This is a genomic window from Pseudomonas sp. LBUM1671, from assembly GCF_059695685.1.
Genome location: NZ_CP166782.1, coordinates 3,247,440 through 3,271,064, shown reverse-complemented (window position 1 = coordinate 3,271,064; position 23,625 = coordinate 3,247,440). Strand labels below are relative to the sequence as shown.

Here is a 23,625-nt window from a genome sequence, read left to right as displayed (position 1 = left end):
GCAGGCTCGGCAGCTGCTACGAATCGAGTTATTTCCCGGCGTTGATGGTCACGGTTTTGATTGCACCCAATTCCAGATCCCATTTTTTCAGGATGGTCTGGTAAGTGCCGTCATCCACCATGCTCTGCAATGCCACCTTCAACGCTTCACTCAGCTCAGGCTTTTTCTTGCTCACGCCAAGGCCTGTGAACTGCTGGGAGATCGGCAGGCCCACGGTCTTGTACATGTCCTTTTCCTGGGTCTTGAGATACGGCAGGGTCTCGCTGCCCTGCATCGCCGCATCGATACGGCTCTGGCGCAGTTGCGCGCGGGCGTCGGCCGAGCCTTCGGTGCCGACGACCACGATGGCCGGTTTGCCGGCGCCTTCGCAGTGGGCCTTGCTGTATTCGGCGATTTCCGCTGGGAAGGTGGTACGGCGACTGGTGCCGACTTTCTTGCCGCACAGGTCGGTGATCTCGTTGAAGTCCTTGTTCTTCTGCAAGGTGTAGAACTGCGGGCCGCTGGTGAAGTAGTCGACGAAGGTCACGCTGGCCTGGCGCTCGGCGGTGTCGGTCATGCCCGACATCACCATGTCCACGCGGTCGGTGGTCAGGGCATTGATCATTTGCTCGAAGCCGGTTTCCTGCCATTTGATCTTCACGCCTAGGCGCTCAGCCAGGGCGTTGCCCAGGTCAACGTCGAGACCGGTGAGGGTGTTGGTGGCCGGGTCCTTGAAATCCATCGGCGGGTAGTTCGGCATGATCGCTACCACGACCTCGCCTTTTTCCTTGATGCTGGCCGGTAATTCGGCGGCCCAGGTGAAGCCGGAAGCCATAACGCCTGCGAGTACTGCGGGGATAACTATGTTCTTCATGGTCGTTCTCTTATGAGTGTTGTTACGCCAGCTGGCGCTTAGGTTCGAACGGCAGAAATGAAGCTTTGGGTGCGCGGGTTTTGCGGACTTATTAGTATTTCTTCGGGGCTTCCAGCCTCCACGATCTGCCCGCCGTCCATGAACACCATGCGGTTGGAAACCTCACGGGCGAAGCCCAGTTCATGGGTGACGACGATCATGGTCATACCGGTTTGCGCGAGGTCGCGCATCACCGACAGCACCTCACCGACCAGTTCCGGGTCGAGTGCCGAAGTGGGTTCATCGAACAGCATCAGCTTGGGACGCATCGCCAATGCACGAGCAATGGCGACGCGTTGTTGCTGACCACCCGACAGCTCGATCGGGTAGCTGTCGCGCTTGTCGGCCAGGCCGACGCGGGCGAGCAGTTCCAAGGCTTCTTCGTGCGCCTCTTTGGGCGAACGCTTGAGCACCTGGCACGGCCCTTCGATGATGTTTTGCAGCACAGTCATGTGCGGGAACAGGTTGAAACGCTGGAACACCATGCCGGTGGACAGGCGTTGACGGGCGATCTGCGACTCGTTGAGTTCGTGCAGTTTGTTGCCGACGACGCGGTAGCCCACCAGTTCGCCGTCGACCCAGAGGCCGCCCTTGTCGATTTTTTCCAGCTGGTTGACGCAACGCAGCAAGGTACTTTTGCCGGAGCCGGACGGGCCAATGATGCACAGCACTTCGCCTTGTTCGACTTCGATGTTGACGTCCTTGAGCGCGTGAAACTGGTCGTAATACTTGTTCAGGCTCACGGCCTTGACGATGCTTCTCATGTTCGACTCCTCAAGAACGCTTGCCGGCGCCGCGAGCGAAACGACGCTCCAGACGGCTTTGACCGAAGGACAGCACGGTGACGGTGGCCAGGTACCAGATACCGGCGACGATCAGCAGCTCCATCACGCGGGCGTTGGCGTAGTAGATGTTCTGGGCGTTGTAGAGCAGTTCGGAGTACTGGATGACGCTCGCCAGCGAGGTCATTTTCACCATGCCGATGAACTCGTTGCCGACCGGTGGAATGATCACGCGCATGGCTTGCGGCAGGATGATCCGGCGCAACGCTTGCAGGCGTGGCATGCCGATCGACTTGGCGGCTTCGTACTGGCCGGTGTCCACCGACAACAGGCCGGCACGCACCACTTCGGCGGTGTAGGCGCCCTGGTTGATGCTCAAGCCGAGCAGGGCGGCCACGAACGGCGTCATCAGGCTCACGGTGTCCATTTCGAACACACCGGGGATGCCGATGGTGGGGAAAATCAGCGCCAGGTTGAACCACAACAGCAGTTGCAGGATCAGCGGCGTGCCGCGAAACAGCCAGGTGTAGGTCACCGCCACGTAGCGCAGGATCGGGTTGGCCGACATGCGCATGATCGCCGTGATGACCCCGAAGACGATGCCCAGCGCCATTGCCAGCACCGCCATGACGATGGTGTTGAGCAAACCCCACATGATCGCTTGCGAGGTGAGGAACTGGCCGATGTACGACCATTCGATCTTGCCTTCGGCGAAGGCCCGCACCAGCCCGAGAATCGCAATGACGATCACGGTGGCGAAGAAAATCCGCCCGTAGTAACGCCGGGGGACGTGGTGGTACTGGGTGATGTCGAACTGGTTTTCCGCCAGTTTTCGCTCCCGCTGGAGTCGTTCTGCCTGAGTCTGGCTCATGTTTGTTCTCCGTACACTGGTATCACAGGTCCAACTTGATCCCTGTGGGAGCGGGCTTGCCCGCGATGGCGGTATTACATTCAACATTCATGTTGGCTGACCCACCGCAATCGCGGGCAAGCCCGCTCCCACAGGTTTTTGTGTTTTGCCTTAGAGGCGGAACCCCTGATAGTTCTCGGTCCACTCGTGCTGCGCGGCAAGGGCGGTTTTCAAGCGCCCGATCTGCTCGCGCACCTGCTGCGGCGCGGTGCCGCCCCAGCCACTGCGCGCAGCGATGGCGGCTTCGAGGGTCAGGCTGTCGCGCACTTCCGGTTTGAGGCGCGGGTCGATCTCGGCCAGCAGCGCCGGGGAGGCCTCCCACAGTTCGATATCGTGTTTCTCGCAGGCCTGGACCAGCGCACCAGTGATTTCATGCGCTTCCTTGAACGGCACGCCGCGCACCGCCAGCCAGTCAGCAACTTCAGTGGCGAGGGTGAAGCCCAGTGGCGCTTGACGACGCAGTTCTTCGACGTTGACCTTCATGGTCGCAACCATTCCGGCCATGGCTGGCAGCACCAGCAACAGGGTGTCGACGCTGTCGAGCACGCCGTTCTTGTCTTCGCTCAAGTCGCGGTTGTACGACAGCGGCAGGGATTTCAACGTCGACAGCAAACCGGTGAGATTGCCGATCAACCGGCCAGCCTTGCCCCGGGCCAGTTCGGCAATGTCCGGGTTCTTCTTCTGCGGCATGATCGAGCTGCCGGTGGCGTAGGCATCGTCCAGCGCGACCCAGCGAAATTGCCGCGACGACCACAGGCAGAATTCTTCGGCGAGGCGGGAGATGTTGATCCCGAGCATGCTGGCGATAAACAGGAACTCGGCGACGTGATCGCGGCTGGCCACCGCATCGATGGAGTTTTCGCAGACGCCGCTGTAGCCCATTTCCTTGGCCGACTGCTGTGGCAGGCGCGCGATGGCGGAACCGGCCATGGCCGCTGCACCGAGTGGTGACAGCGAAGTGCGATTGTCCCAGTCCACCAAGCGTTGCACGTCACGCAGCATCGATTGCGCGTGGGCCAACAAATGGTGGGCGAAGACGATCGGCTGGGCCTGTTGCAGGTGAGTGAAGCCCGGGCAGATGCTCTCGATGTGTTGCTCGGCCTGATCCACCAACGCTTGCTGCAAGGCCAGCACTTCAACGGCCAGGGTGCGCACGTGATCGCGCAGGAACAGACGCAGGTCGTTGGCGGTCTGGTCGTTACGGGAACGCCCGGCGCGCAGCTTGCCACCGAGGGCGCCGAGGCGTTCGGTCAGCAGGCGCTCGATGAAGGTGTGGACGTCTTCGTCATCCAGGGTCGGCGCGATGCTGCCAGCGCGGAAGTCATCGCCAATGCGCTGCAGCGCATCGAGCATGGTCAGGGTTTCCTGCTCGCTCAACAGTCCGGCGCGTTGCAATTCACGGGCATGCGCTTTGGAACCGGCGAGGTCATACGGGGTGAGGCGAAAGTAGCGCTCAGGGCAACGGGACAAGGCCGCCAGGGCTTCGGACGGGCCGCTTTTGAAGCGCGCACCCCAGAGACGGTCGGTGGTTTGAGACATTGTTGTTTTCCTCGTCGGTAAAGCGAACTGAATTCGGTGTGCAAGGCCTTGAACACTCGCCGGAAATTATTCGGGCGTGGTTAGGCCAAAGCAGGTTTCAAGAGGGCAGTTGCATCGTTGCGAGAGCTGATCGAAGTGTCAGCTTTTAATAGTTCGGAATCAGTGAGTTGGCACTGAAGTACGGGGATTATTAGCGGTTGCCAAGCCTGGTTTTCTGTGGTCATTATTATTTACCAGCACTGTTTTTGTTGTTGGACACAGAGTGTTGAATAGGGCGCCAGAGGTAAATAAGCATTATGGAAACCCCACTTTCCAATTCCGGAAACCCGCCGCTGAAAACGTCGCATCGCGCGCCGCTGACCCTCAGTGGGCTGGATTTCAAACTGCTCAAAGTGTTCAAGGCCGTGGTCGAGGCCGGCGGTTTCAGTGCGGCCCAGAACGAGCTGAATGTGGGGCTGGCGGCCATCAGCAAACAGATCTCCGACCTTGAAATCCGCATCGGCATGCGCCTGTGCACCCGAGGCCGGGAAGGTTTTCACCTGACCGAAGAAGGCAGCCTGGTGTATCAGGCGTCCATCGACTTGTTTGCCTCGGTCGACAACTTTCGTGATCGGCTTAGTTCAGCGCAGAATGAACTTGTCGGTGATCTGGGTGTGGGGGTTATTGACAATACAATCTCTGATGCTCATTCGCCGTTAGTTACTGCACTTAGAAGGATGAATGAAGAGTCGCCTAAAGTAAGGTTTCAACTTCAGGCGTCGCAACTGGATGAAGTTGAAAGAGGCGTGGTCGAGGGGCGGTTAGTGGCGGGAATCGTCCCGGTTTATCAGAAGCGTGAAGAGTTTGATTACTACGCGCTCTATGAAGAACGCTCGGAGGTTTACTGCGCGGTCGGCCATCCCTTGTTCTCGGTGCCGGACGCCGAAATCGGCAGCCATATGCTCAAGGATTACGAGTTCATCAACCATCGCTACGCGATCCATCGCGACAAACTGAATTTTGCCCACTACGACAGTTTTTCCGCGTCGGCGACCCAGGTGGAAGCCGTGGCATTGTTGATCAAGACCGGGCGCTTCCTGGGCTTTCTGCCGCAGCATTACGCCGCATCGATGGTGGCTCAGGGGCAATTTCGCGCGGTGCGCCCGGACCTGATCAGCATCGTCACGCCGTTCAATCTGATCCTGCGGCACAACACCGTGCGCAGTCCGCTGGTCAAGGCGTTTGCGCGGGCGTTGGGTGTGGATCTGAAGGCGCCGGTCTAAGGTTCAAATGCATCGCACAACGGCGTTCGCCGGGTAAACCGTGGGCCACTTCGTTGTTCAATACTGCTGTTAAACGTGGGCTCAGTTGTGCCGGGCTCAATGTTTCAAAGCCCATGCGCTGATAAAACGGCTGATTCCATGGCACATCGCGAAACGTGGTCAGGGTCAGACCGTGTAGTTCTCGATCCCGGGCGCATTCAATGGTCGCTAACAGCAACTTTCGTCCAACGCCGCGGCCTTGAAAGAGTTGGCTGACGGACAGTTCCTGGATATGCAGTTCGTTGTCGATTTCAACCGCACTGACAAATCCCATCAGTGCGCCATCGGCGGATTCTGCCACCCAAACATCTTCCTGCTCGATTGCCTGTTGATGGTGTACGGCATTAGGCACCGGAGCATCGGCGAGCCAGGCCAGTGAAGGGTCACAGCGAAACAGCTCCGCCGCCGAACGCTCGATGGCGGGGAGGGTGGCGGCGTCGTCAAAGTGGGCACGGCGGACAATAAAATTCATGCGCGGCACTGTAGCAGCTGCCGAGCAACGCGAGGCTGCGTTCGGCTGCGAAGCAGTCGTGAAGTCAGGCACCGCGGTTTATCAGGTGAACCGCATGCGCAGGTTTTACGACGACTGCGTCGCCGAACGCAGCCTCGCGGTGCTACGGGGCTAGCACAACGCGATCAAGCAACCACCTGAGCCGCCGGCCATTGCTGATGCGGAATCGGCAACTTGCGCGACTCACCACGCCCCATCGGGAAGTACAGAAAACCATTGCGCGCCAGGCGTTCAGCGTCGTACAGATTGCGTCCGTCGAAGATCACCGGCGCATTCAGCCGCTGCTGGATCAGATTGAAATCCGGGGCCTTGAACTGCTGCCATTCTGTGCAAATGATCAACGCATCGGCGCCGGCCAATACCGATTCCGGAGTGCCCATCAGCATCAACTTCGACTCGTCGGGATACAGATGCTGGGTTTCCTGCATGGCTTCCGGGTCGAACGCCCGCACGCTGGCGCCGGCGGCCCACAGCGATTCCAGCAGCACCCGGCTCGGCGCATCGCGCATGTCGTCGGTGTTGGGTTTGAAGGCCAGCCCCCAAACTGCGAACGTCTTGCCGCGCAAATCGCCCTTGTAGAATGCATTGATGCGCTCAAACAGCTTGTGCTTCTGCCGCTGGTTGATCGCTTCCACCGCTTGCAGCAGATCGCTGGAGCAGTGCGCCTCTTCGGCGCTGTGGATCAATGCGCGCATGTCCTTGGGGAAACACGAGCCGCCATAACCGCAGCCGGGGTAGATGAAGTGGTAGCCGATGCGCGAGTCGGCGCCGATACCCAGGCGCACCGATTCGATGTCTGCACCCAAGTGTTCGGCCAGTTCGGCGATCTGGTTGATGAAGCTGATCTTGGTCGCCAGCATGCAGTTGGCCGCGTACTTGGTCAGCTCGGCGCTGCGCAGGTCCATAAACATGATGCGGTCGTGGTTGCGGTTGAACGGCGCGTAGAGGTCACGCATCACGTCGCGCACCTCATCACTTTCGCAGCCAATGACGATCCGGTCCGGGCGCCGGCAGTCCGCCACGGCCGAGCCTTCCTTGAGAAACTCGGGGTTGGAGACGATATCGAACTGCAGCAAGCGGCCGACCTTGATCAGGCACTTGTCGATATGCGCGCGCAAGGTGTCGCCCGTGCCTACCGGCACCGTGGATTTCTCCACCAGAATCACCGGCTGCTCACGGTGCCGCGCTACCGCTTCACCCACTGACAACACGTAACGCAGGTCCGCCGAGCCATCGTCCCGGGACGGCGTACCGACGGCGATAAACAACACCTGACCATGCTGCACTGCGAGTTTTTCGTCGGTGGTGAACTGCAGCCGCCTGGCTTCCAGGCTTTCACGCACCAGACTGGCCAGACCCGGTTCGAAAATGCTCACGTGGCCCTGTTGCAGCAACTCGACTTTTTTCTCGTCAATGTCCATGCAGACCACGTCGTGGCCGACTTCCGCCAGGACGGCGGCTTGCACCAGGCCAACGTAACCGCTACCAAATACACTGATTTTCATGAGCCACTCCTGAGTTCGGGCGCGCGAGCTGGATGGGTGTTGATGGTGATGACCCCGAGCATGACCAGGACCACCCCGAGGCTTTTTGAAAGGCTGAACGTTTCGTTGAACAGCGGCAGGCTGGCCGCCAACAGATACACCAGCGCGTAGCTGATGCTCAGCAGCGAATAGGCCCGGCCCAGCGGCACATCGCGCAGGGCGGCCAGCCAGCAGAGCATTGAAAGGGCGTAGGCCAGGATCGCGCCCAGCACCACGGCGACTGCCGTCGGATCGATGCTGGAAGTCAGTAAATGTTCTGGCGATGGCAGGCGCGTCATGCTCCAGCGCATGCCCAACTGCGCCGCGCTGCCGAGCAGTACGCTGCCCATGGCGAAGGTGATTCCGCGACGCAGGCTCATGCGTGTTGCCCCAGCAGCATCACGCCGCCAATCACCAGCACCACGCCCAGCCAGTGCTGACGGTCGATGGGTTCGTGAAAGACAAAGCGGGCGATCAGGGTGATCAGTACGAAATTCAGGCTCAGCATCGGATAAGCAATGCCGACTTCAAGGCGCTGCAACACCAGCAGCCAGACCAGCAAGCCTGCACCCAGCGCTGCGAGTGCCAGCCACAACCACGGCGAACGCAGTTTCTCGCCCCAGGCCGACGGCTTCGCGCGCCAGCTCTCGACGGCGAACTTCTGGGCGATCTGGCCCAGGCAGGTCAGCAGGCACGCGGCCAACAGCAGGAGCAGGCTCATGACGCACCCTGAGGAAAGATCAGAATCACCAGATTGCCTTGTTCATAGCGTTTGCCATCCTTGGGCAGGCGTTCGATTTCTTGCAGCTCGTCCTCACCCTTGACCCGCATCACCACGCCGACCGAGCCGCTCTGCCGGGCGTTGCGCATCCATTGCTGAACCTGATCGGGATCGACGCGCTGCTGCACCGAGTCAGGATAAGCAAGGCCATATTTCAGTTCGCCTATCGTGTTGTACAACGCCACGTCCGGGCGTTTCAGGCGCCAGGCCAGGGCGGCCGCAGCGCCGAGATCGTTGCTCAGCAGGCGGTCGGTCTGCCCGAGTTCCCGGGCATGTTCGCGGATGAATTGGTCGGGCATCTTGTTGGCCACTACCGTATCGGGCAGCCCGGCGGGCAGCAGCCCGATCAGCAGCAGGCTGCCGAACGCCGGCGCCGCCCAACATTGCAGGGGTCTGAAGGCTTGCAGCAGGTTGGCCATGATCCAGCCGATCAGGCCGATGAACACCAGCACGAGGTTGTGCAGTTCATGGTCGTAAATCGGCTTTTGCAGTTGCAGATAGATCAGGATGAACAGGGTGGTCAGGCCCAACAGCAGGTTCAGCAAGCCGTTGATCCCAAGGGCCCGGCCCTGTTCCAGCTTCAAGCGGTCGGCGAGCGTGTGGCCCAGCAACAACGCCAGTGGCAGCAGGCACGGCAGGATGTAACTCGGCAACTTGCCGTTGCTGAGGCTGAAAAACAGCAGCGGCATCAGCAACCACAACAACAGGAACCCGATGGGGGCCTGCGCGCGCGTGTGCCATGCCTGCTTCAAAGCGGGAGGCAATAAACCCACCCACGGCAAACTGAAGGCGACCAGCAACGGCAGATAAAACCACCACGGCGCATCATGCTGGGCATCGTCGCCAGCGAAGCGACGGATGTGTTCGTGCCAGAAGAAGAACCGCCAGTAATCGGGCTCCCGGGCGTGAACCGCCAGCGCCCACGGCAGACTCACCGCGATAGCCACGACAACCGCCAGCGAACCGTAGACCAGCAGCTCACGCCAGCGTTTTTGCCAAATCATGAAGGGCAGGGCGATCAGCACCGGCAGCAACCAGGCCAGGAAACCCTTGGTCAGGAAACCCATGCCGCACGCCAGTCCCAGCACCGCCCAGCCGATCAGGCGCGGGCCACGGCGGACACTGTCCAGCGCAAACCACAAAGCGACCAGGCTCAGATTGACCCAAAAAGTGAATTGCGGATCGAGGTTGGCGTAGCCCGCAGCACCAGCAATGACGGTGAAACTCATGTACAGCAGCGCGCAGGCAAAGCTCTTGCGCGGTTCGTTCCACAGTCGGCTGGCGATCAGGAAACACAGCATCACGCTAAGGCCAGTGCTTAGGGCCGAGGCAAAGCGCACCCCAAACAGGTTCTGACCAAATAGCGCCTGACTGGCGGCGATCATCCAGTAACCGGCTGCCGGTTTTTCGAAATAACGCACGTTCATGAAATGCGACGACACCCAGTCGCCGCTCAGGAGCATGCCCTGGCTGATTTGCGCGTAGCGGGTTTCGTCGGGGATCCACAAGCCATGGCTGCTCAATGGCAGCAGATACGCCAACAGAAAAATCCCCAGCAGCAGCGGCAGTGCCCAGCGTTGACTCATACGCCTTGCACTCCCAGCCAGCCTTCCCGGCCTTCGAGCGTGCCGCGCACGACACGGCCTGTTGGCAAGGTGTCGAGGGCTTCGGGCAGCAAATCGCCCAAAGGTTTGAAGCCGATGCCACGCAGGCGCGCATCGGCCAGCAGTCGGCGGAAATCGTTGGCCATCAGAATCCCTTCTACTTCGGCATGAACCGTATAGACGTTGAGTTTTTCGGGGGTGAATCGATCGAGAGTGAAACTGTTGAAGTCCTTGGCTGCGACGGTCGGGCCCACCACTTCATCGAAGGTCGGCAGGTCCACCGGAATCTGCGGCGTTCCCAATCCACCCCCAGCCAGCGTCGGCCGGAACAGGCATTGGCCACGACAATCGCTGTTGTAGCGAAAACCGAAGGCTTGCTTGGCTTCGATCACACGCTTGTCCGCGCGCCAGCCGGCAGACGCCGAGCACTCGATTTTTTGCCCGAGGATATCGCTGAGGCTGTCCACGCCCTGGCGGATCTGTTCGATCAATTGCGCGTCGCTCCAGTGCCCGGCATTGGCTTGCCAGCCATGGTGATCCCAGGCGTGCAGGCCGACTTCATGGCCGGCATCCCGGGCCTGACGCATCAGGTGCCCGAGGTCGCGGCCGATCGGTTTGCCTGGCCAGGCGGTGCCGGCCAGCAGAATGTCCCAGCCATACAGGCTGGCGGCGTTGGACCGGAGCATTTTCCAGAGGAATTGCGGGCGGATCAGGCGCCACAGATGGCGCCCCATGTTGTCCGGCCCGACGCTGAAGAAAAACGTCGCCTTGACCTGCGCTTCATCGAGGATGTCCAGCAGCCGCGGCACGCCCTCACGGGTGCCTCGGTAAGTGTCGACATCGATTCGAAGGCCTGCCTGCATCAGCATGCCTCTTTTGAAGAGCGCTCCGCTTGCTCGAACATGGCCTCGCGCAAGAAGAAATCCAGCGTGTTGCCGATGGTCTCGCTCATCTCCACCGTTGGCGTCCAGTCCAGCAGGCGCTTGGCGTTGACGATGCTCGGTTTGCGATGGGACACGTCCTGATAGCCGGTGCCGTAGAAAGCCTTGCTTTCCACGTCGCGGAAACCGGCGAACGGCGGGAAGTTGCCACGCAACGGGTGCGCTTCGAATTGACGCAACAGCTCTTCGCCCAACTGGCGGATGCTGGCCTCGTTGTCGGGGTTGCCGATGTTGATGATCTGACCATTGCAGGCATCGTTTTCGTTGTCGATGATCCGGGCCAGCGCTTCGACGCCGTCGGCGATGTCAGTAAAGCAGCGTTTCTGCTCGCCACCGTCGAACAGGCGAATCGGCGTACCTTCCACCAGGTTGAGGATCAATTGAGTGATGGCCCGGGAGCTGCCGATCCGCGCCGAATCCAGACGGTCAAGACGCGGGCCCATCCAGTTGAAAGGCCGGAACAGCGTGAAGTTGAGGCCTTTCTGGCCGTAGGCCCAGATCACCCGGTCGAGCAATTGCTTGGAGATCGAATAGATCCAGCGCTGCTTGTTGATCGGGCCGACGACGAGGTTGGAGCTGTCTTCGTCGAAGTTCTGGTCCTGGCACATGCCATAGACTTCGGAGGTGGAAGGGAAAATCACGCGCTTGTTGTATTTGACGCAGTAGCGCACCAGTTTCAGGTTTTCCTCGAAGTCCAGTTCGAACACCCGCAGCGGGTTGCGGGTGTATTCGATCGGCGTGGCAATCGCCACCAGCGGCAGGATCACGTCACACTTTTTGATGTGGTATTCGATCCACTCGGAATGAATGCTGATATCGCCTTCGACGAAGTGAAAACGCGGATGGCTGCGCAAGCGGTCGATGGCATCGGAACCGATGTCGAGGCCGTACACCTCGTATTTGTCGTCACGCAGCAGACGCTCGGACAAGTGATTGCCGATGAACCCGTTGACGCCAAGGATCAGCACCCGAGTGCGACGCGGCGCGCGGCCAGACTCGGCACCACGCAACACCGAACCCTCGACCAGCCCCAGTTCGTTGGCCAGTTGCGGCCCGCTCAGGTAAAAGCCGTTGTCGTTGCGCTGGCCGGCGCTGATCACCAAAGAGTCTTCGCCACAGGCAATGCGCAACGGATTGACGCTGATAACCCGCCCCGGCGCCAGGCCTTCATTGCCCTTGGCGACTTTTGCGCTCCAGACAATCAGCTTGTGCTCACCCACGGCGCAAAATGCGCCCGGGTAAGGCTGGGTGACGGCGCGAACGAGGTTGAACAGTTCTTCGGCCGGTTTTTGCCAGACCAGTTTGCCATCGGCCGCGGTGCGACGACCGAACACCGTGGCTTGGGATTCGTCCTGCGCGGTTTCGCTGATTTGACCCGCGAGCAACGCCGGCAAGGCATCGCGCAGCAGGTCGATGGCGGCCACGCGCAATTTGCCGTGCAGGCTCAGCGCCGTGTCGCTGCGTTCAATGGCCACCCGTTGCTGAGCGATGATCGCGCCGGCGTCGGCACGTTTGACCATACGGTGCAGGGTCACGCCGGTTTCGGTTTCACCGTTGACCAGCACCCAATTGGCCGGCGCGCGACCGCGGTAGCGCGGCAGCAACGAACCGTGCAGGTTGAATGCACCTTTGCGCGCCGTGGCCAACAGCGGTTCGCTCAGCAGGTGGCGGTAGTAGAACGAGAACAGGTAGTCGGGATTGAGCTGGCTGATGCGCTCGATCCACAGCGGGTGATTGGCATCTTCCGGGGCGTGAATCGGGATGCCCTTGCGCGCGCACAACTGCGCAACGGAGGCGTAAAAGGCGTTTTCCTTCGGATCATCGGCGTGGGTAAACACCGCAGCGATGTCGAAGCCCGAGTCGAGCAGGGTTTCGATGCCGGCACAGCCGATATCGTGATAGGCGAAGACAATAGCTTTTGCGCTCATGAGAGAACCTGATCGGAAGAAGTGGAAGTGAGGCCGTCAAAGGTGAGAACCGACGCCGGGGGGGCGGGTTGGCTACGCAGGACCTTCTCGACGAAAAACCGGGGGCGGGCGCGGACGTCGCTGTACATGCGGCCCAGGTATTCGCCCAACAGGCCCATGCCGATGAATTGCCCGCCGGTGAACACGAACAGCACGGCGAACAACACGAAGGTGCCGTCGCCGGCCCATTCGGCGCCGAACACCAGGCGCAGGATGATCAGCGCGGTGGCGAACGCCACGCCCAATCCGGCCATGGCGAAACCGACGATGCTCAGCAGGCGCAGCGGTGTGGTGGTCATGCAGGTGATCAAGTCGAACATCAGGTTGACCAGGCGCATGGGGCTGTACTTGGATTCGCCGTGTTCGCGCTCGGCGTGCATCACCAGGATTTCCGTGGTGTGCCGGGCGAAACTGTTAGCCAGGATCGGGATGAAGGTGCTGCGTTCGCGGCAGGCGAGCATCGCGTCGACGATGCTGCGGCGGTAGGCGCGGAGCATGCAGCCGTAATCGCTCATGGCGACGCCGGTTGAGCGCTGCACGGCGAGGTTTATCAGCCTCGACGGCCAGCGGCGCAGGGCCGAGTCCTGACGGTTGTTGCGCACCGTGGCGACCACGTCATAGCCCAGCTCGGCCTGCGCCACCAGGCGAGGGATTTCTTCCGGTGGGTTTTGCAGGTCGGCGTCGAGGGTGATCACCACGTCGCCTTTGCACTGCTCGAACCCGGCCATGATTGCCGCGTGCTGGCCGTAATTGCGGTTGAGAATGACCGCCACCACCGGGCTGCACTCGCGATTGGCTGCGTCCTCGAGGATTTGCGCGGAGTTGTCGCGGCTGCCGTCATCGACCAGCACGATTTCATAGTCATGGTGCAGCTGCTGGCACGCCGCTTCGGTGCGCCGCAGTAATTCGGGCAGGCTGTCTTGTTCGTTGTAGACCGGGATGACGATCGACACGCAACGGATCGGATAGGGTTTCACAGGCTGGCGTCCAGGGTGTGTTCAATGGCATCGACGACTCGATTGACGTCATCGGTGGTCATGTCGGGGAACAACGGGATCGAGCACAGGCGCGCCGAGTTCCATTCAGTGTTGGGCAGGTAAATGTCAGGAAAACGCTGGCGGTACCAGGTGTGCAGATGCGTAGCGATGAAATGAATGCCGGTGCCGATGTTCTGTTCCTGCAAGGACTTCATGAAGGCATCGCGATCCAGTCCGCAGCGCTCGGCATCGATGCGCAGGATGAACAGGTGCCAAGCGTGCCGCTGCGGGTACGTCGGAATGGCCAGCGGTTGCACCGGTGAACCTTCGAGGCGTTGCAGGTAGGTACGCGCCAGCTCGGTGCGCTTGGCGTTGATCGCGTCCAGACGTTCCAGCTGCACCAGGGCAATGGCGGCATTGATGTCGGCCAGGTTGTATTTGAAACCCGGTTCCATCACCTGTGCCTGAGGTCTACGGCCATGGGTCAGCCGGTCGTAAGCATCCACACCCAGACCATGAAACTTGAGCATGCGTACCCGGTTGGCCAGCGCGGTATCGTCGCTGACGAACATCGCGCCCTCGGCGCAGGTCATGTTCTTGATCGCGTGGAACGAAAAGATCGCCGTGCCTTGCGCGCCGACATGCCGACCTTTATAGAAGGTGCCTGCCGCATGGGCGGCGTCCTCGATGACGGGGATGCCGTGTCTGTCGGCCAAGGCGTAAAGCGGATCAAGGTCGAAGGCGGCACCGGCGTAATGCACCGGAATGATGGCCCGGGTGCGCGGCGTGATCGCCGCTTCAATGCTGGCCAGGTCACTCATCAGCGTGTCGCGGTCAACGTCGACGAACACCGGTTTGGCACCCAGCAGGCAAATCATGTTGGCGGTAGACACCCATGTCTGGGACGGCGTAATGACTTCGTCGCCCGCACCGATGCCCAAGGCCAATAATGCGATGTGCATGCCGCCTGTAGCCGAAGAAAGTGCAACGGCATGACGGCAGCCGACATAGTGGGCGAATTGCTCTTCCAGTTGCTGGGTTTTCGGCCCGGTAGTGATCCAGCCGGAACGCAGTACTTGCTCTACAGCAGCGATTTCTTCTTCGCCGATAGTGGGGCGGGAGAAGGGCAGAAACGCCTCATTCATAAGAATCTCCGGGCGAACGACGCCCTTCAGCGAAATCGCCGAAAGATGCGTGTTTTCAAGGGTTTGACCACCGGAGCAGGAAGCCATCAATTGACTTTCCGGACCGCGACCGGCAGCGTGACGCCCCACAAGGGTTCGTCGGGCTGATTGAAGGTTATGCCCGATTTTGTAAAAGGAACATGAAAAAACGGTCTTCGAATCGTTTATCTGAAAGTCATACAGCCACTGTTCAGGCTTCTGCCGTTTATCGCGATTTTTAGAAGAATGGTCCTACAGAAGTGTCCCCTTTATATGAACAATGTTTCAATCCTTAGTTGTCTTTACTGAATTGTTTCCACTCAAGGCCGTTTCGTTTGATTGACTTAGCTAATACTGATCCTATTGCTTCAAAGACCAACCCAATGACCGTCTACCTGGCCCGACTGGCGCCCTCCAGTCAGCTGACCATGCGTTACGTTTTGCAGGATGCAGCCGACCGTTTGGGTTTCGAAGACTTGAACGTCGAGGAGATTCCCTGGCATCAACTCCAACCCGACAACGTGATTGCGCTGGTCGCGGCGTTGCGCGAAGACGGGTACGCGCCGAACACCTCTTCGCTGTACGTCAACGCGGTGCGCGGGGTGATGAACGAAGCGTGGCGCATGAGCCTGATCAGCCAGGAACACCTGCTGAAAATGCGTACGGTAAAGGGGATTGCCGGCACTCGGTTGTCCCAGGGCCGCAACCTGCGGCGCTCGCTGATTCAGGAAATGATGGCGGTGTGTGCCGCTGACCCGCGTCCTCAAGGGTTGAGAGACGCAGCGATCATCGGGATTTTGTATGGCTCGGGGATGCGTAAATCCGAGTCGGTGAACCTGGACCTGTCACAGGTGGATTTCAGCGAGCGCAGCTTGCAGGTCACCGCCAAGGGCAACAAACAGTTGATCAAATACGCCCCGGCCTGGGCTTTTGAAAAGCTGCAAGCCTGGCTGGAACTGCGCCGTTCGCACCTCAAGGAAGGCGAGGTGGACGACCCGTTTCTGTTCAACCGCATCCGTCGTGGCAGCCACATCACCCGCGAGCGCATCACCAAGCACGCGATCTATTACATCGCCCGTCAGCGCGGCGCGCAGGTGGGGGTGAAAATCATGCCCCACGATTTTCGGCGTTCGTTCATTACCCGGGTGATCGAAGAACACGACCTGTCGATCGCGCAGAAACTCGCTCATCACAGCAACATCCAGACAACGGCCAACTACGACGTGCGCGACGACAACGAGCGGCGGCGTGCGGTGGATCGCTTCGATCTCTGATGTTCACGGTTCGCTCAGCACATGGGCATGGCCGATGGTCGAGACGTGAACCGCACTGCCAGCGGGTGGCGCGTACATGCCGGAACCGCGCACCATCAATGATCGACCGTGCGGGTCGCCGGCAACGGTAGGCTGCAACTCCACGGTCAGGGTGCAGGTGTTGCCGCTGAAATCCCGCTCGGTCACCACGGCGCGGCACCCGGCGACTTCGGTCGGGCTGGGCTGGATGCTGACCAATTGCAGCTGCTCGGGGCGCAGCATGATCTGCGCCGATTTGTTGTTGCGGTGGTTGTTGACCGGAATTCGGCCCAGATCGCAATGAGCCCAGCCGGCCTCGATCCGGGCGGGCATGACTACGGCGTCGCCGAGAAACAGCGCGGTCTGTTCGTCGTCGGGATAGCGGTACAGGTCCAGCGGATGGCCCGACTGCACCAGCCGACCGTCGCGCATCACCGCCAGTTGATCGGCGAACGACAATGCTTCGCTCTGATCATGGGTCACCAGAATGGTGGTGACGCCGGCGTCGCTTAGCAGCCGTGCGACCATTTTGCGCATGGCGCCGCGAAGGCCGGTATCGAGTGCCGAAAACGGCTCATCCAGCAACATCAAGCGCGGCTGCTGTGCCAGTGCCCGCGCCAGTGCCACACGCTGTTGCTGGCCGCCGGAAAGCTCATGGGGCCAACGTTTGCCCATGCTCGAATCGAGAGCCACGCTGTCCATCAGTTCGGCGACTCGCTGGTGTTTGGCGTCACCCTTGGTCGCCAACCCGAAACCGATATTGGCGGCCACGGTCATGTGCGGGAACAGGGCGCCGTCCTGGGGGACATAGCCAATCAGGCGCTGGTGGGCCGGGACCTCGTGGGTGTCGTCGACGAGTGTCTGGCCATCCAGCGAAATACTGCCCGTGTCCGGAAATTCGAAGCCGGCGATCATCCGCAACAACGTGGTTTTGCCGGAACCTGAGGGGCCGACAATGACTGTTCGGCTACCTTTGGGCACCGACAGGCTGACGTTCTCCAGCGCTCGCTGAGAACCGTAACATTTGCAGATCGAGTGGAGTTCCAGAGCGTTCATCGGCCAGCCGTTCGTTTGGATTGGTGATAAAGAAGTCCGGTCAACGGAAGCGACAGCACAATCATCAGCAGGGCATAGGGCGCCGCGGCGGCGTAGTCGATTTCGCTGGTCAGTGCCCAGAAACCGGTGGCCAGGGTGCGCGTGCCGTTGGGGGCGAGCAGCAGGGTGGCGGTCAGCTCATTGGTGATCGCCAGAAACACCAGCGCAGCACCCGCGGCAGCCCCCGGCGCGGCCAGGCGCAGGGTAATCAGCCACAAGGCCCGCGCAGGCGAACGGCCGAGGCTGCGCGCCATGTATTCCAGTTCTATCGGCGCCTGCGCAATGCCTGCACGCAAACTCACCAGGGCGCGAGGCAAAAACATCAGCAGATACGCCAGCAGTACCATGACCGTGGTCTGGTAAATCGGTCGGGCGAAATGAATGGTGATGGTGACCAGGGCCAGGGCCACGACGATCCCGGGCAACGAACTGGTGATGTAGTTGCAGCCTTCCAGCCATCGTTGCAGCCGCCCCGGTGAGCGGATCGACAGCCAGGCAATCGGAATGGCAGCGCCGGTGGTGAGGATTGCGCCGCAAATCCCCAGAAGCAGGGTTTGTTCCAGCGCGGGCATCAGTTCGGCCAGGTCCCAGACTTGCGTGCCGCCGGCGATCAGCCATTTGCCAAGGGTGATCAGCGGCACACCGAGTGCCAGTGCGCAGGTGGTGACTTGCAGGATCAATCCGAGCACGGTGGCTTGCGCGCCCAGGCGTACAACCCGCTGCTCACGGGCGCTGCCGGAACCGACCCGGGCGTAACGCGCTGTGCCGCGAGCGGCGGATTCGACGGTCAGCATCAGCAGGCAACACAGGGCGAGCACGCTGGCCAGCATGTGCGCGGCGGGGCCGTTGAAGGTGGATTTGAACTGATCGAAGATCGCCGTGGTGAAGGTGTCGAAGCGGATCATTGCGTACAAGCCATATTCGGCCAGCAGGTGCAGACCCACCAGCAAGGCGCCGCCGCAGATGGCCAGGCGCAGTTGCGGTATCACCACTCGCCAGAAGATTGCCCAGGGTTTGAGCCCAAGGGATTCGGCGACGTCTTCGATGGCCGGGTCGAGCCGGCGCAAGGTCGCTGCGATCGGCAGGTACAGGAACGGGAAGTAGGCGATCACCGAGACCAGCACCCCGGCAAACAGGCCATGGATCGGTGGAACCAGGCTGACCCACGCATAACTGTGAACGAACGCCGGCACAGCCAGCGGCGCGGTGGCCAACAACGACCAGCCACGCCGGCCCGGCAGGTTGGTGCGTTCGGTCAGCCAGGCCAGGGCCAGGCCAAGCACCACGCACAGGGGAATGGTGATCACCACCAGCAACACGGTGTTGACCAGCAATTCGCCGACACGTGGCCGGAATACCAGCGGCACCAGCGTCGCCCAACCGGTTTGTATCGACACGCCGATGACGAAGGCAATCGGCATTAATGCCAGCAGCGACACCAGCACCGACAAACCGACCACCCACGCGCCCCCGCGACCGGCGAAGATGCCACGGGCGCGGCGTCGCAAGTTGTCGGGTATCGCCGTGGGGATACCCGTTGGCAGGGTTTCAGGCATCACTTAAAGCAGTCCCGCCTGAGTCATCAGCTCCACGGCTTTTTTGCTGTCGAGTTTTGAGGCATCGACCGCAGGGGCGTCGAGCTGCTGCAATGGCACCAGTTTTGGATTGGATTGGGCGTTTTTGCCCACGGCATATTCAAACGAATTGCCGGTCTTGAGAATCTCCTGACCTTCCTTTGCGGTGATCCACTTCAGCAATGCCTGGGCTTGTTCCTTGTGTTGGCTGGACGCCAGAACACCGCCCCCCGAGATGCTGACAAACGCCCCCGGATCCTTGTGCTTGAAGTAGTGCAGGGCGGTGTTCTTGCTGTTCTCGCCGGTCTTGGCCTGGTCGCCGAAGCTGTAATAGTGATAGATAACGCCGCTGTCGATCTGCCCGGCGTTGACCGCTTTGAGCACCGAGCTGTTGCCACGATAGGCGGTGAAGTTGGTTTTCATGCCTTTGAGCCATTCGAGTGTGGCCGCTTCGCCCTTGAGTTCCAGCACGGCAGCGACGATGGCCTGGAAATCGGCCCCGGCCGGCGAAGCGCCCCAACGACCTTTCCAGGCGGGGGTGGCGAGGTCCATCAGCGATTTCGGCAAGTCCGCTTCAGGCAGTTTGCTCGGGTTATAGACAAACACCGTAGAGCGCGCCGCGATCCCTACCCATTTGCCGTGGGCCGGACGATAAGCCGCATCGACTTGCTCCAGCGTCGTTGGCGCAACCGGTGCAAACAGCCCCGCATTGTCCACCAGCACCATGGCCGGGGAGTTTTCAGTCAGAAACACATCAGCCGGGGAGGCGGCGCCTTCCTGCACGATCTGATTGCCCATCTCGGTGTCGTCGCCGTTGCGCACCGTGACCTTGATACCGGTTTCCTTGGTGAAGCCCTCGACCCAGGCTTTGGTCAGGCTTTCGTGTTGCGCGTTGTAGACCACGATGCCGTCGGTGTCCGCTGCAAACACCTGTCCGGCGCTGAGCAGTGTGGTGGCCAGCAAGGCTGTTTTGAGGAAGGAAGGGATAGGGGGGATCATTCTGTCGGCAGCTCCTGTTCTTGTTGGAAGTCATGCACGTCTATTCGCTGGCAAATCGATGCGAACCGTTTGCAGGGTGTGAGTCGCAGGGAATGTAGAGAGCAAAATGAGAAAATAACGTCAAAGAAACCGTTAATGCATGTCATTTTCATTCAGATTAGCAGCACCTCGGCCCCTTGCCCGATGGATCTGAATCAAACGATGTCATCATTGACTGGATGGGCAGCCTCTTGACGCTCCGCCGGCAGCCTGACTGATAGCCGCGGCCAGACGCTTGACGTTGTTCTGATGCGCCACCACCAATTCATCGATGCTGGGGCCCGAAGGGGTCTGCAAGGTGCTGCGGCAGGTCAGCAGCGTGGCATCGCTTTCGCCGAGGTTGCGCAGGCGCCATTTGACGTCGATCAATGCGTATTGCCCCGGAATTGAGTCGAAGCGCTGCACATCCAGGCGCACGGACAGTTTGCGCTGAGGGTTAGTGTTGAGCAGTTGATCGACCATGGCGCTGCGCAATTCATCCACCAGGCTGGCGGCCCACCATTCGGTTTCGAGTATGGCCAGGCCGCTGTTGCCCTGGCGGATGACGATCTGCGGACGATCAACCTGGGGCGGAACGCTGATGCCTTCAATCTGAATTTCCGCGGCACCACCTCTGGATTGATTTCCCAATTGGGTCGGCATCAGGGTGTGGAACTGGATTGGATCACTGCGGCAAGCGGTGAGCAGTAACAGCGCGGTGACCAAGGTGATTTTCAGCGATAAAGCCATGGTGTTGCTCCTGTGGTCAGTTGCGCGGTGGCGCCTGCAGATCCATCGGTGCGGCGTTGTTGGGTCGGCCACGAATCAGCGATTCCGGATGCCGTCCCAGGTAATCCGAGAGTTCACGCAAGGAGCGCGACATGCGTCCGAGTTCGTCCAGGGTCTGGGTCAACTGTTCCCGCTGCGGTGAGTCTTCGGCCAGGGTCGAACTGGCCGATTGCAGCGTCTTGCTCACGTCGGCCAGGGTGGTTTGCACGCCCGGCAAGGTCTTGGCGTTGAACTGGGCGAGGCCTTTGCGCAGTTCGACGAGGTTGCTGTCCAGATTGCCGGCAATCCGCCCGATCGGCAGTTGATTGATCTTGTCGACCATGCCTTCCAGTTTCTCCTGCAACTGTTCGAGGCTGCCGGGGACGGTGGGAATACTGACTGGACGGACGCTCGGGTCGAACGCGACTTTCTCGGCCTTGGGGTAGAAATCCAGCGAGATGTACAGCTGGCCGGTCAGCAGATTGCCGCTACGGGCCTGGGCGCGCAGACCGTTCTCGATAAAGGTGCCCATCAACCGCACACCCGCAGCTTCATCATTGGGATCATGATTGAGCGCCTGTAGCATTTTGGTGTGGGCCATACCGAGGCGCTGCGGGTAGATCACGATGCCGACGTTGACCGGGAAGGTGCGCTTTTTCGCATCGAAATCCAGATTGATCGACACCACTTTGCCGAACTCCACACCGAGGAACTCCACCGGTGCATCGATCTTGAGGCCGCGCAGGGCCTGGTCGAAACGCAGGCTCAAGTATTGGCCCTTGCCACTGGGCGGGGCGAGGGCAGTTTGCTGGTCGGAAAACAGTTCGTAGGCATACTCTTCCGGCGCCGGTTTATCGTTGGGGCTGTACTCCGGCGCGCGAAAGGCGATGCCGCCCACCAACAGCGAGGACAACGACTCGGTCTTCACTGCAAAGCCATTGGCGCCCACGCTGACGTCGATGCCGCTGGCGTTCCAGAACCGGGTATTTTCGGTGACATAGGCGTCATTCGGTGAGTGAATGAACAGGTCGATGTTCACGCCTTTGCCGTCAGGGTCCAGGGCGTAGGCCACGACCTGGCCGACCGGGATTTTCCGGTAGTAAACCGGCGAGCCAATGTCCAGCGACCCGAGGTCCTGGGTGTGCAAGGTAAAGCGTTTGCCCGGCTCGCCATAGGTGATGGGTGGCGGATTTTCCAGACCCGTGAAGTTTTTCGAGCGGTTGTTGGCCTGGCCTATGTCGGCGCCGATGTAGTCACCGGAAAGCAACGTGTCGATGCCCGACACGCCGCCGGCACCGATTCGCGGACGCACCACCCAGAATTGCGAGTCTTCGCGGGTGAAGCTTTCCGCCGTTTTGGCGAGTTTGATCGTGGCGTTGACACTCTTCTGATCGTCGCTCAGTTCCACGTCCGAGACCTGCCCGATCACCACGTTGCGGTATTTGACCTCGGTCTTGTTGGCGGTGAGGCCGTTGCCGGTCTTGAAGGTGACGGTGATGGTCGGGCCTTCCTGCATGATGCTGTGGACGACCAGGGAAATGCCCACCAGTACAGCGACGATTGGCACGATCCAGACCATCGAAATGCTGAATCGACGGGTCTTGATGGGGGCCTGCCCAGGGGCTTGCGGCCCGTCAGTGGCTTGCGACTTCATCCATGTCCTCCTCGTTTTGTGAGTGTTGATCGCGCTCCTGATCCCAGATCATGCGCGGATCAAAACTCATCGCTGACAGCATGGTGAACACCACCACCAGACCAAAAAACAGAATGCCCGGGCGCGGTTCGATATCGGCCAGGGCCTGGAACTTCACCAGTGAGGCCACCAGGGCCACCACGATCACATCGAGCATGGACCAGTAACCGATGACCTCGACGAAACGGTAAAGCTTCGAGCGTTCCTTGCGCGCCCACAGGCTGTCGCGCTGCACCGTGACCAGCAACAGCATCAGGGCGCCGAACTTGATGCCCGGCACCGCGATGCTGGCGATAAAAATGATCAGGGCGATGTCCCAGGCGCCGTGCTGCCAGAAATCCAGGACGCCGCTCATGATCGTGCTGTCAGCACCGTTGCCGACCATTTTGGTGTTCATCACCGGCAACAGATTGGCCGGGATGTAAAACACCAACGAGGCCAACAGATAGGCCCAGGTCCGGGCCAGCGCGTTGGTTTTGCGCCGATGCAACGGCGCGCCGCAGCGCTCGCATTCGTGGGGATCATGGGTCATGTCACAGGCCAGCCCGCAGCTGTGACAGAGGCACAGGTTGAGTTCGCTGGCGACCGGAGGCCTTGTCATAAGGTGTCCCACAGATCACGGACATCGCGCCCGGCGATGCGGATCATCATCAGGCTTAGCACGGCCAAAGCGAACAGACCGATGCCGGGCAGCACATCGAGCAGCCCGGCGAGTTTGATCACCGCGACCATCGCCCCCAACAGGCAAACTTCGAGCATGCTCCAGGGCCGCAGGGTTTCCAGCCAGCGCATGCAGAATTTAAAGCCGGGTGCGCGTCGGGAGGCGAGGGCGTAGCTCAGCACCCAGATCAACAACAACAGCTGGAAGATCGGCGCGATGATCATCGAGATCGCGGCCACCATGGCGATGAAGGTGATCGGACCCAGGCTCAGGGCCAAGACCGAATCCCAGAGGGTTGCGCTGTTTTTCAGGCCTTTGAGGCTGATGCTCATGACCGGGTAGAAATTGGCGAAAATCCACAGCATCAACGCCGTCCAGGTCAACGCCAGGCGTTGCTCCACCGTCAGGCCGTTATAGCGCTGGAGCACGCCGCCGCAGCGTGTGCACAGGGTTTTTTGATGTTTGGCGAGCGTGACTTTTTCATACACGCAGTCGCAGTGCTCGCAGATGATCAGTGGGTCAGTCGTAGCCATAGGCCGCACTCGCCAGAACGCAGGAAAGTCAGAGCACCTCCTCAATATAGAAGTGCCTTGCGATTGAGCAAATCGAAAGGCCTAAACATTTCATTGGGATA

At 60.4% G+C, this 23,625-nt stretch carries 23 protein-coding genes; 3 read left to right on the top strand and 20 right to left on the bottom strand.

Annotated elements, in window-relative coordinates:
* Positions 1-28 precede the first annotated feature (28 nt).
* The 4 genes from ACA060_RS14935 to argH form a co-directional block, all read right to left on the bottom strand.
* Entirely contained in the window at positions 29-853 is an 825-nt protein-coding gene (locus ACA060_RS14935) for an ABC transporter substrate-binding protein (protein WP_497311600.1), read from the bottom strand.
* 38 nt (positions 854-891) lie between these two features.
* The gene (locus ACA060_RS14930) at positions 892-1,656 is read right to left on the bottom strand and encodes an amino acid ABC transporter ATP-binding protein (protein ID WP_497311599.1); all 765 of its coding nucleotides are present in this window, start codon (positions 1,654-1,656) and stop codon (positions 892-894) included.
* Between the two features lie 10 nt (positions 1,657-1,666).
* Complete coding sequence (locus ACA060_RS14925; RefSeq protein ID WP_497311598.1) at positions 1,667-2,545, bottom strand: amino acid ABC transporter permease; 879 nt, start codon at positions 2,543-2,545, stop codon at positions 1,667-1,669.
* Positions 2,546-2,695: 150 nt separating this feature from the next.
* Positions 2,696-4,123, bottom strand: coding sequence for an argininosuccinate lyase (argH, locus tag ACA060_RS14920; RefSeq protein ID WP_497311597.1), 1,428 nt, complete (start codon positions 4,121-4,123; stop codon positions 2,696-2,698).
* Between the two features lie 296 nt (positions 4,124-4,419).
* On the opposite strand from argH, the gene ACA060_RS14915 reads away from it, so the two are divergent.
* Positions 4,420-5,385 (top strand): LysR family transcriptional regulator, encoded by a 966-nt coding sequence (locus ACA060_RS14915; protein WP_109631689.1) that lies wholly within the window; start codon positions 4,420-4,422, stop codon positions 5,383-5,385.
* Here ACA060_RS14915 and ACA060_RS14910 read toward each other — a convergent pair.
* Positions 5,336-5,896, bottom strand: a complete 561-nt coding sequence (locus tag ACA060_RS14910) for a GNAT family N-acetyltransferase (RefSeq protein ID WP_497318252.1) — start codon at positions 5,894-5,896, stop codon at positions 5,336-5,338. The genes ACA060_RS14915 and ACA060_RS14910 overlap by 50 nt on opposite strands.
* Between ACA060_RS14910 and ACA060_RS14905 the strand changes: the two genes are divergently transcribed.
* A complete protein-coding gene (locus tag ACA060_RS14905) occupies positions 5,895-6,050 on the top strand; it encodes a hypothetical protein (protein WP_497311596.1) in 156 nt (51 codons plus the stop codon). The two genes, ACA060_RS14910 and ACA060_RS14905, sit on opposite strands and share 2 nt — an antisense overlap.
* A gap of 10 nt (positions 6,051-6,060) precedes the next feature.
* Here ACA060_RS14905 and ACA060_RS14900 read toward each other — a convergent pair whose 3' ends face one another.
* The 8 genes from ACA060_RS14900 to arnB are packed head-to-tail and all read right to left on the bottom strand — an operon-like array spanning position 6,061 to position 14,873.
* Positions 6,061-7,440 (bottom strand): UDP-glucose dehydrogenase family protein, encoded by a 1,380-nt coding sequence (locus ACA060_RS14900; protein WP_497311595.1) that lies wholly within the window; start codon positions 7,438-7,440, stop codon positions 6,061-6,063.
* Positions 7,437-7,838 (bottom strand): 4-amino-4-deoxy-L-arabinose-phosphoundecaprenol flippase subunit ArnF, encoded by a 402-nt coding sequence (gene arnF, locus ACA060_RS14895; RefSeq protein ID WP_497311594.1) that lies wholly within the window; start codon positions 7,836-7,838, stop codon positions 7,437-7,439. The genes ACA060_RS14900 and arnF overlap by 4 nt, the downstream gene beginning before the upstream one ends.
* Positions 7,835-8,179, bottom strand: a complete 345-nt coding sequence (gene arnE / locus ACA060_RS14890) for a 4-amino-4-deoxy-L-arabinose-phosphoundecaprenol flippase subunit ArnE (RefSeq protein ID WP_497311593.1) — start codon at positions 8,177-8,179, stop codon at positions 7,835-7,837. The genes arnF and arnE overlap by 4 nt, the downstream gene beginning before the upstream one ends.
* Complete coding sequence (gene arnT / locus ACA060_RS14885; protein WP_109631675.1) at positions 8,176-9,825, bottom strand: lipid IV(A) 4-amino-4-deoxy-L-arabinosyltransferase; 1,650 nt, start codon at positions 9,823-9,825, stop codon at positions 8,176-8,178. The genes arnE and arnT overlap by 4 nt, the downstream gene beginning before the upstream one ends.
* Complete coding sequence (arnD, locus tag ACA060_RS14880) at positions 9,822-10,706, bottom strand: 4-deoxy-4-formamido-L-arabinose-phosphoundecaprenol deformylase (protein WP_497311592.1); 885 nt, start codon at positions 10,704-10,706, stop codon at positions 9,822-9,824. The genes arnT and arnD overlap by 4 nt, the downstream gene beginning before the upstream one ends.
* A complete protein-coding gene (gene arnA / locus ACA060_RS14875; protein WP_497311591.1) occupies positions 10,706-12,712 on the bottom strand; it encodes a bifunctional UDP-4-amino-4-deoxy-L-arabinose formyltransferase/UDP-glucuronic acid oxidase ArnA in 2,007 nt (668 codons plus the stop codon). Before arnA ends, arnD begins: the two co-directional genes overlap by 1 nt.
* Positions 12,709-13,728 carry an undecaprenyl-phosphate 4-deoxy-4-formamido-L-arabinose transferase gene (gene arnC / locus ACA060_RS14870; protein ID WP_497311590.1) on the bottom strand — a complete coding sequence of 340 codons (1,020 nt, stop codon included), beginning with the start codon at positions 13,726-13,728 and terminating at the stop codon, positions 12,709-12,711. Before arnC ends, arnA begins: the two co-directional genes overlap by 4 nt.
* Positions 13,725-14,873 carry a UDP-4-amino-4-deoxy-L-arabinose aminotransferase gene (gene arnB / locus ACA060_RS14865; RefSeq protein ID WP_497311589.1) on the bottom strand — a complete coding sequence of 383 codons (1,149 nt, stop codon included), beginning with the start codon at positions 14,871-14,873 and terminating at the stop codon, positions 13,725-13,727. Before arnB ends, arnC begins: the two co-directional genes overlap by 4 nt.
* A gap of 401 nt (positions 14,874-15,274) precedes the next feature.
* Between arnB and ACA060_RS14860 the strand changes: the two genes are divergently transcribed.
* Entirely contained in the window at positions 15,275-16,165 is an 891-nt protein-coding gene (locus tag ACA060_RS14860) for a site-specific integrase (protein WP_497311588.1), read from the top strand.
* Between the two features lie 3 nt (positions 16,166-16,168).
* Here the strand turns inward: ACA060_RS14860 and ACA060_RS14855 are convergent, their stop codons facing one another.
* The 7 genes from ACA060_RS14855 to ACA060_RS14825 form a co-directional block, all read right to left on the bottom strand.
* Positions 16,169-17,239 carry an ABC transporter ATP-binding protein gene (locus ACA060_RS14855; protein WP_109631662.1) on the bottom strand — a complete coding sequence of 357 codons (1,071 nt, stop codon included), beginning with the start codon at positions 17,237-17,239 and terminating at the stop codon, positions 16,169-16,171.
* Positions 17,236-18,834, bottom strand: coding sequence for an ABC transporter permease (locus tag ACA060_RS14850; RefSeq protein WP_497311587.1), 1,599 nt, complete (start codon positions 18,832-18,834; stop codon positions 17,236-17,238). The genes ACA060_RS14855 and ACA060_RS14850 overlap by 4 nt, the downstream gene beginning before the upstream one ends.
* Positions 18,835-18,837: 3 nt before the next feature.
* Positions 18,838-19,851, bottom strand: coding sequence for an iron ABC transporter substrate-binding protein (locus tag ACA060_RS14845; protein WP_497311586.1), 1,014 nt, complete (start codon positions 19,849-19,851; stop codon positions 18,838-18,840).
* 207 nt (positions 19,852-20,058) lie between these two features.
* Entirely contained in the window at positions 20,059-20,619 is a 561-nt protein-coding gene (locus ACA060_RS14840) for a PqiC family protein (protein ID WP_497311585.1), read from the bottom strand.
* Positions 20,620-20,635: 16 nt separating this feature from the next.
* Positions 20,636-22,291, bottom strand: a complete 1,656-nt coding sequence (locus tag ACA060_RS14835) for a PqiB family protein (protein WP_497311584.1) — start codon at positions 22,289-22,291, stop codon at positions 20,636-20,638.
* Complete coding sequence (locus ACA060_RS14830) at positions 22,272-22,931, bottom strand: paraquat-inducible protein A (protein WP_497311583.1); 660 nt, start codon at positions 22,929-22,931, stop codon at positions 22,272-22,274. Before ACA060_RS14830 ends, ACA060_RS14835 begins: the two co-directional genes overlap by 20 nt.
* Entirely contained in the window at positions 22,928-23,524 is a 597-nt protein-coding gene (locus tag ACA060_RS14825) for a paraquat-inducible protein A (protein ID WP_497311582.1), read from the bottom strand. The genes ACA060_RS14830 and ACA060_RS14825 overlap by 4 nt, the downstream gene beginning before the upstream one ends.
* Positions 23,525-23,625 lie beyond the last annotated feature (101 nt).

Coding starts and splice junctions, on each gene's coding strand:
- ACA060_RS14850 (WP_497311587.1), bottom strand. CDS start 18,834: ATGCCTGAAACCCTGCCAACGGGTATCCCCACGGCGATACCCGACAAC.
- arnT (WP_109631675.1), bottom strand. CDS start 9,825: ATGAGTCAACGCTGGGCACTGCCGCTGCTGCTGGGGATTTTTCTGTTG.
- ACA060_RS14830 (WP_497311583.1), bottom strand. CDS start 22,931: ATGACAAGGCCTCCGGTCGCCAGCGAACTCAACCTGTGCCTCTGTCAC.
- ACA060_RS14825 (WP_497311582.1), bottom strand. CDS start 23,524: ATGGCTACGACTGACCCACTGATCATCTGCGAGCACTGCGACTGCGTG.
- ACA060_RS14915 (WP_109631689.1), top strand. CDS start 4,420: ATGGAAACCCCACTTTCCAATTCCGGAAACCCGCCGCTGAAAACGTCG.
- ACA060_RS14905 (WP_497311596.1), top strand. CDS start 5,895: ATGCGCGGCACTGTAGCAGCTGCCGAGCAACGCGAGGCTGCGTTCGGC.
- argH (WP_497311597.1), bottom strand. CDS start 4,123: ATGTCTCAAACCACCGACCGTCTCTGGGGTGCGCGCTTCAAAAGCGGC.
- ACA060_RS14855 (WP_109631662.1), bottom strand. CDS start 17,239: ATGAACGCTCTGGAACTCCACTCGATCTGCAAATGTTACGGTTCTCAG.
- ACA060_RS14840 (WP_497311585.1), bottom strand. CDS start 20,619: ATGGCTTTATCGCTGAAAATCACCTTGGTCACCGCGCTGTTACTGCTC.
- ACA060_RS14860 (WP_497311588.1), top strand. CDS start 15,275: ATGACCGTCTACCTGGCCCGACTGGCGCCCTCCAGTCAGCTGACCATG.
- ACA060_RS14910 (WP_497318252.1), bottom strand. CDS start 5,896: ATGAATTTTATTGTCCGCCGTGCCCACTTTGACGACGCCGCCACCCTC.
- ACA060_RS14925 (WP_497311598.1), bottom strand. CDS start 2,545: ATGAGCCAGACTCAGGCAGAACGACTCCAGCGGGAGCGAAAACTGGCG.
- ACA060_RS14930 (WP_497311599.1), bottom strand. CDS start 1,656: ATGAGAAGCATCGTCAAGGCCGTGAGCCTGAACAAGTATTACGACCAG.
- ACA060_RS14845 (WP_497311586.1), bottom strand. CDS start 19,851: ATGATCCCCCCTATCCCTTCCTTCCTCAAAACAGCCTTGCTGGCCACC.
- arnF (WP_497311594.1), bottom strand. CDS start 7,838: ATGAGCCTGCGTCGCGGAATCACCTTCGCCATGGGCAGCGTACTGCTC.
- ACA060_RS14900 (WP_497311595.1), bottom strand. CDS start 7,440: ATGAAAATCAGTGTATTTGGTAGCGGTTACGTTGGCCTGGTGCAAGCC.
- arnB (WP_497311589.1), bottom strand. CDS start 14,873: ATGAATGAGGCGTTTCTGCCCTTCTCCCGCCCCACTATCGGCGAAGAA.
- arnA (WP_497311591.1), bottom strand. CDS start 12,712: ATGAGCGCAAAAGCTATTGTCTTCGCCTATCACGATATCGGCTGTGCC.
- ACA060_RS14935 (WP_497311600.1), bottom strand. CDS start 853: ATGAAGAACATAGTTATCCCCGCAGTACTCGCAGGCGTTATGGCTTCC.
- ACA060_RS14835 (WP_497311584.1), bottom strand. CDS start 22,291: ATGAAGTCGCAAGCCACTGACGGGCCGCAAGCCCCTGGGCAGGCCCCC.
- arnD (WP_497311592.1), bottom strand. CDS start 10,706: ATGCAGGCAGGCCTTCGAATCGATGTCGACACTTACCGAGGCACCCGT.
- arnE (WP_497311593.1), bottom strand. CDS start 8,179: ATGAGCCTGCTCCTGCTGTTGGCCGCGTGCCTGCTGACCTGCCTGGGC.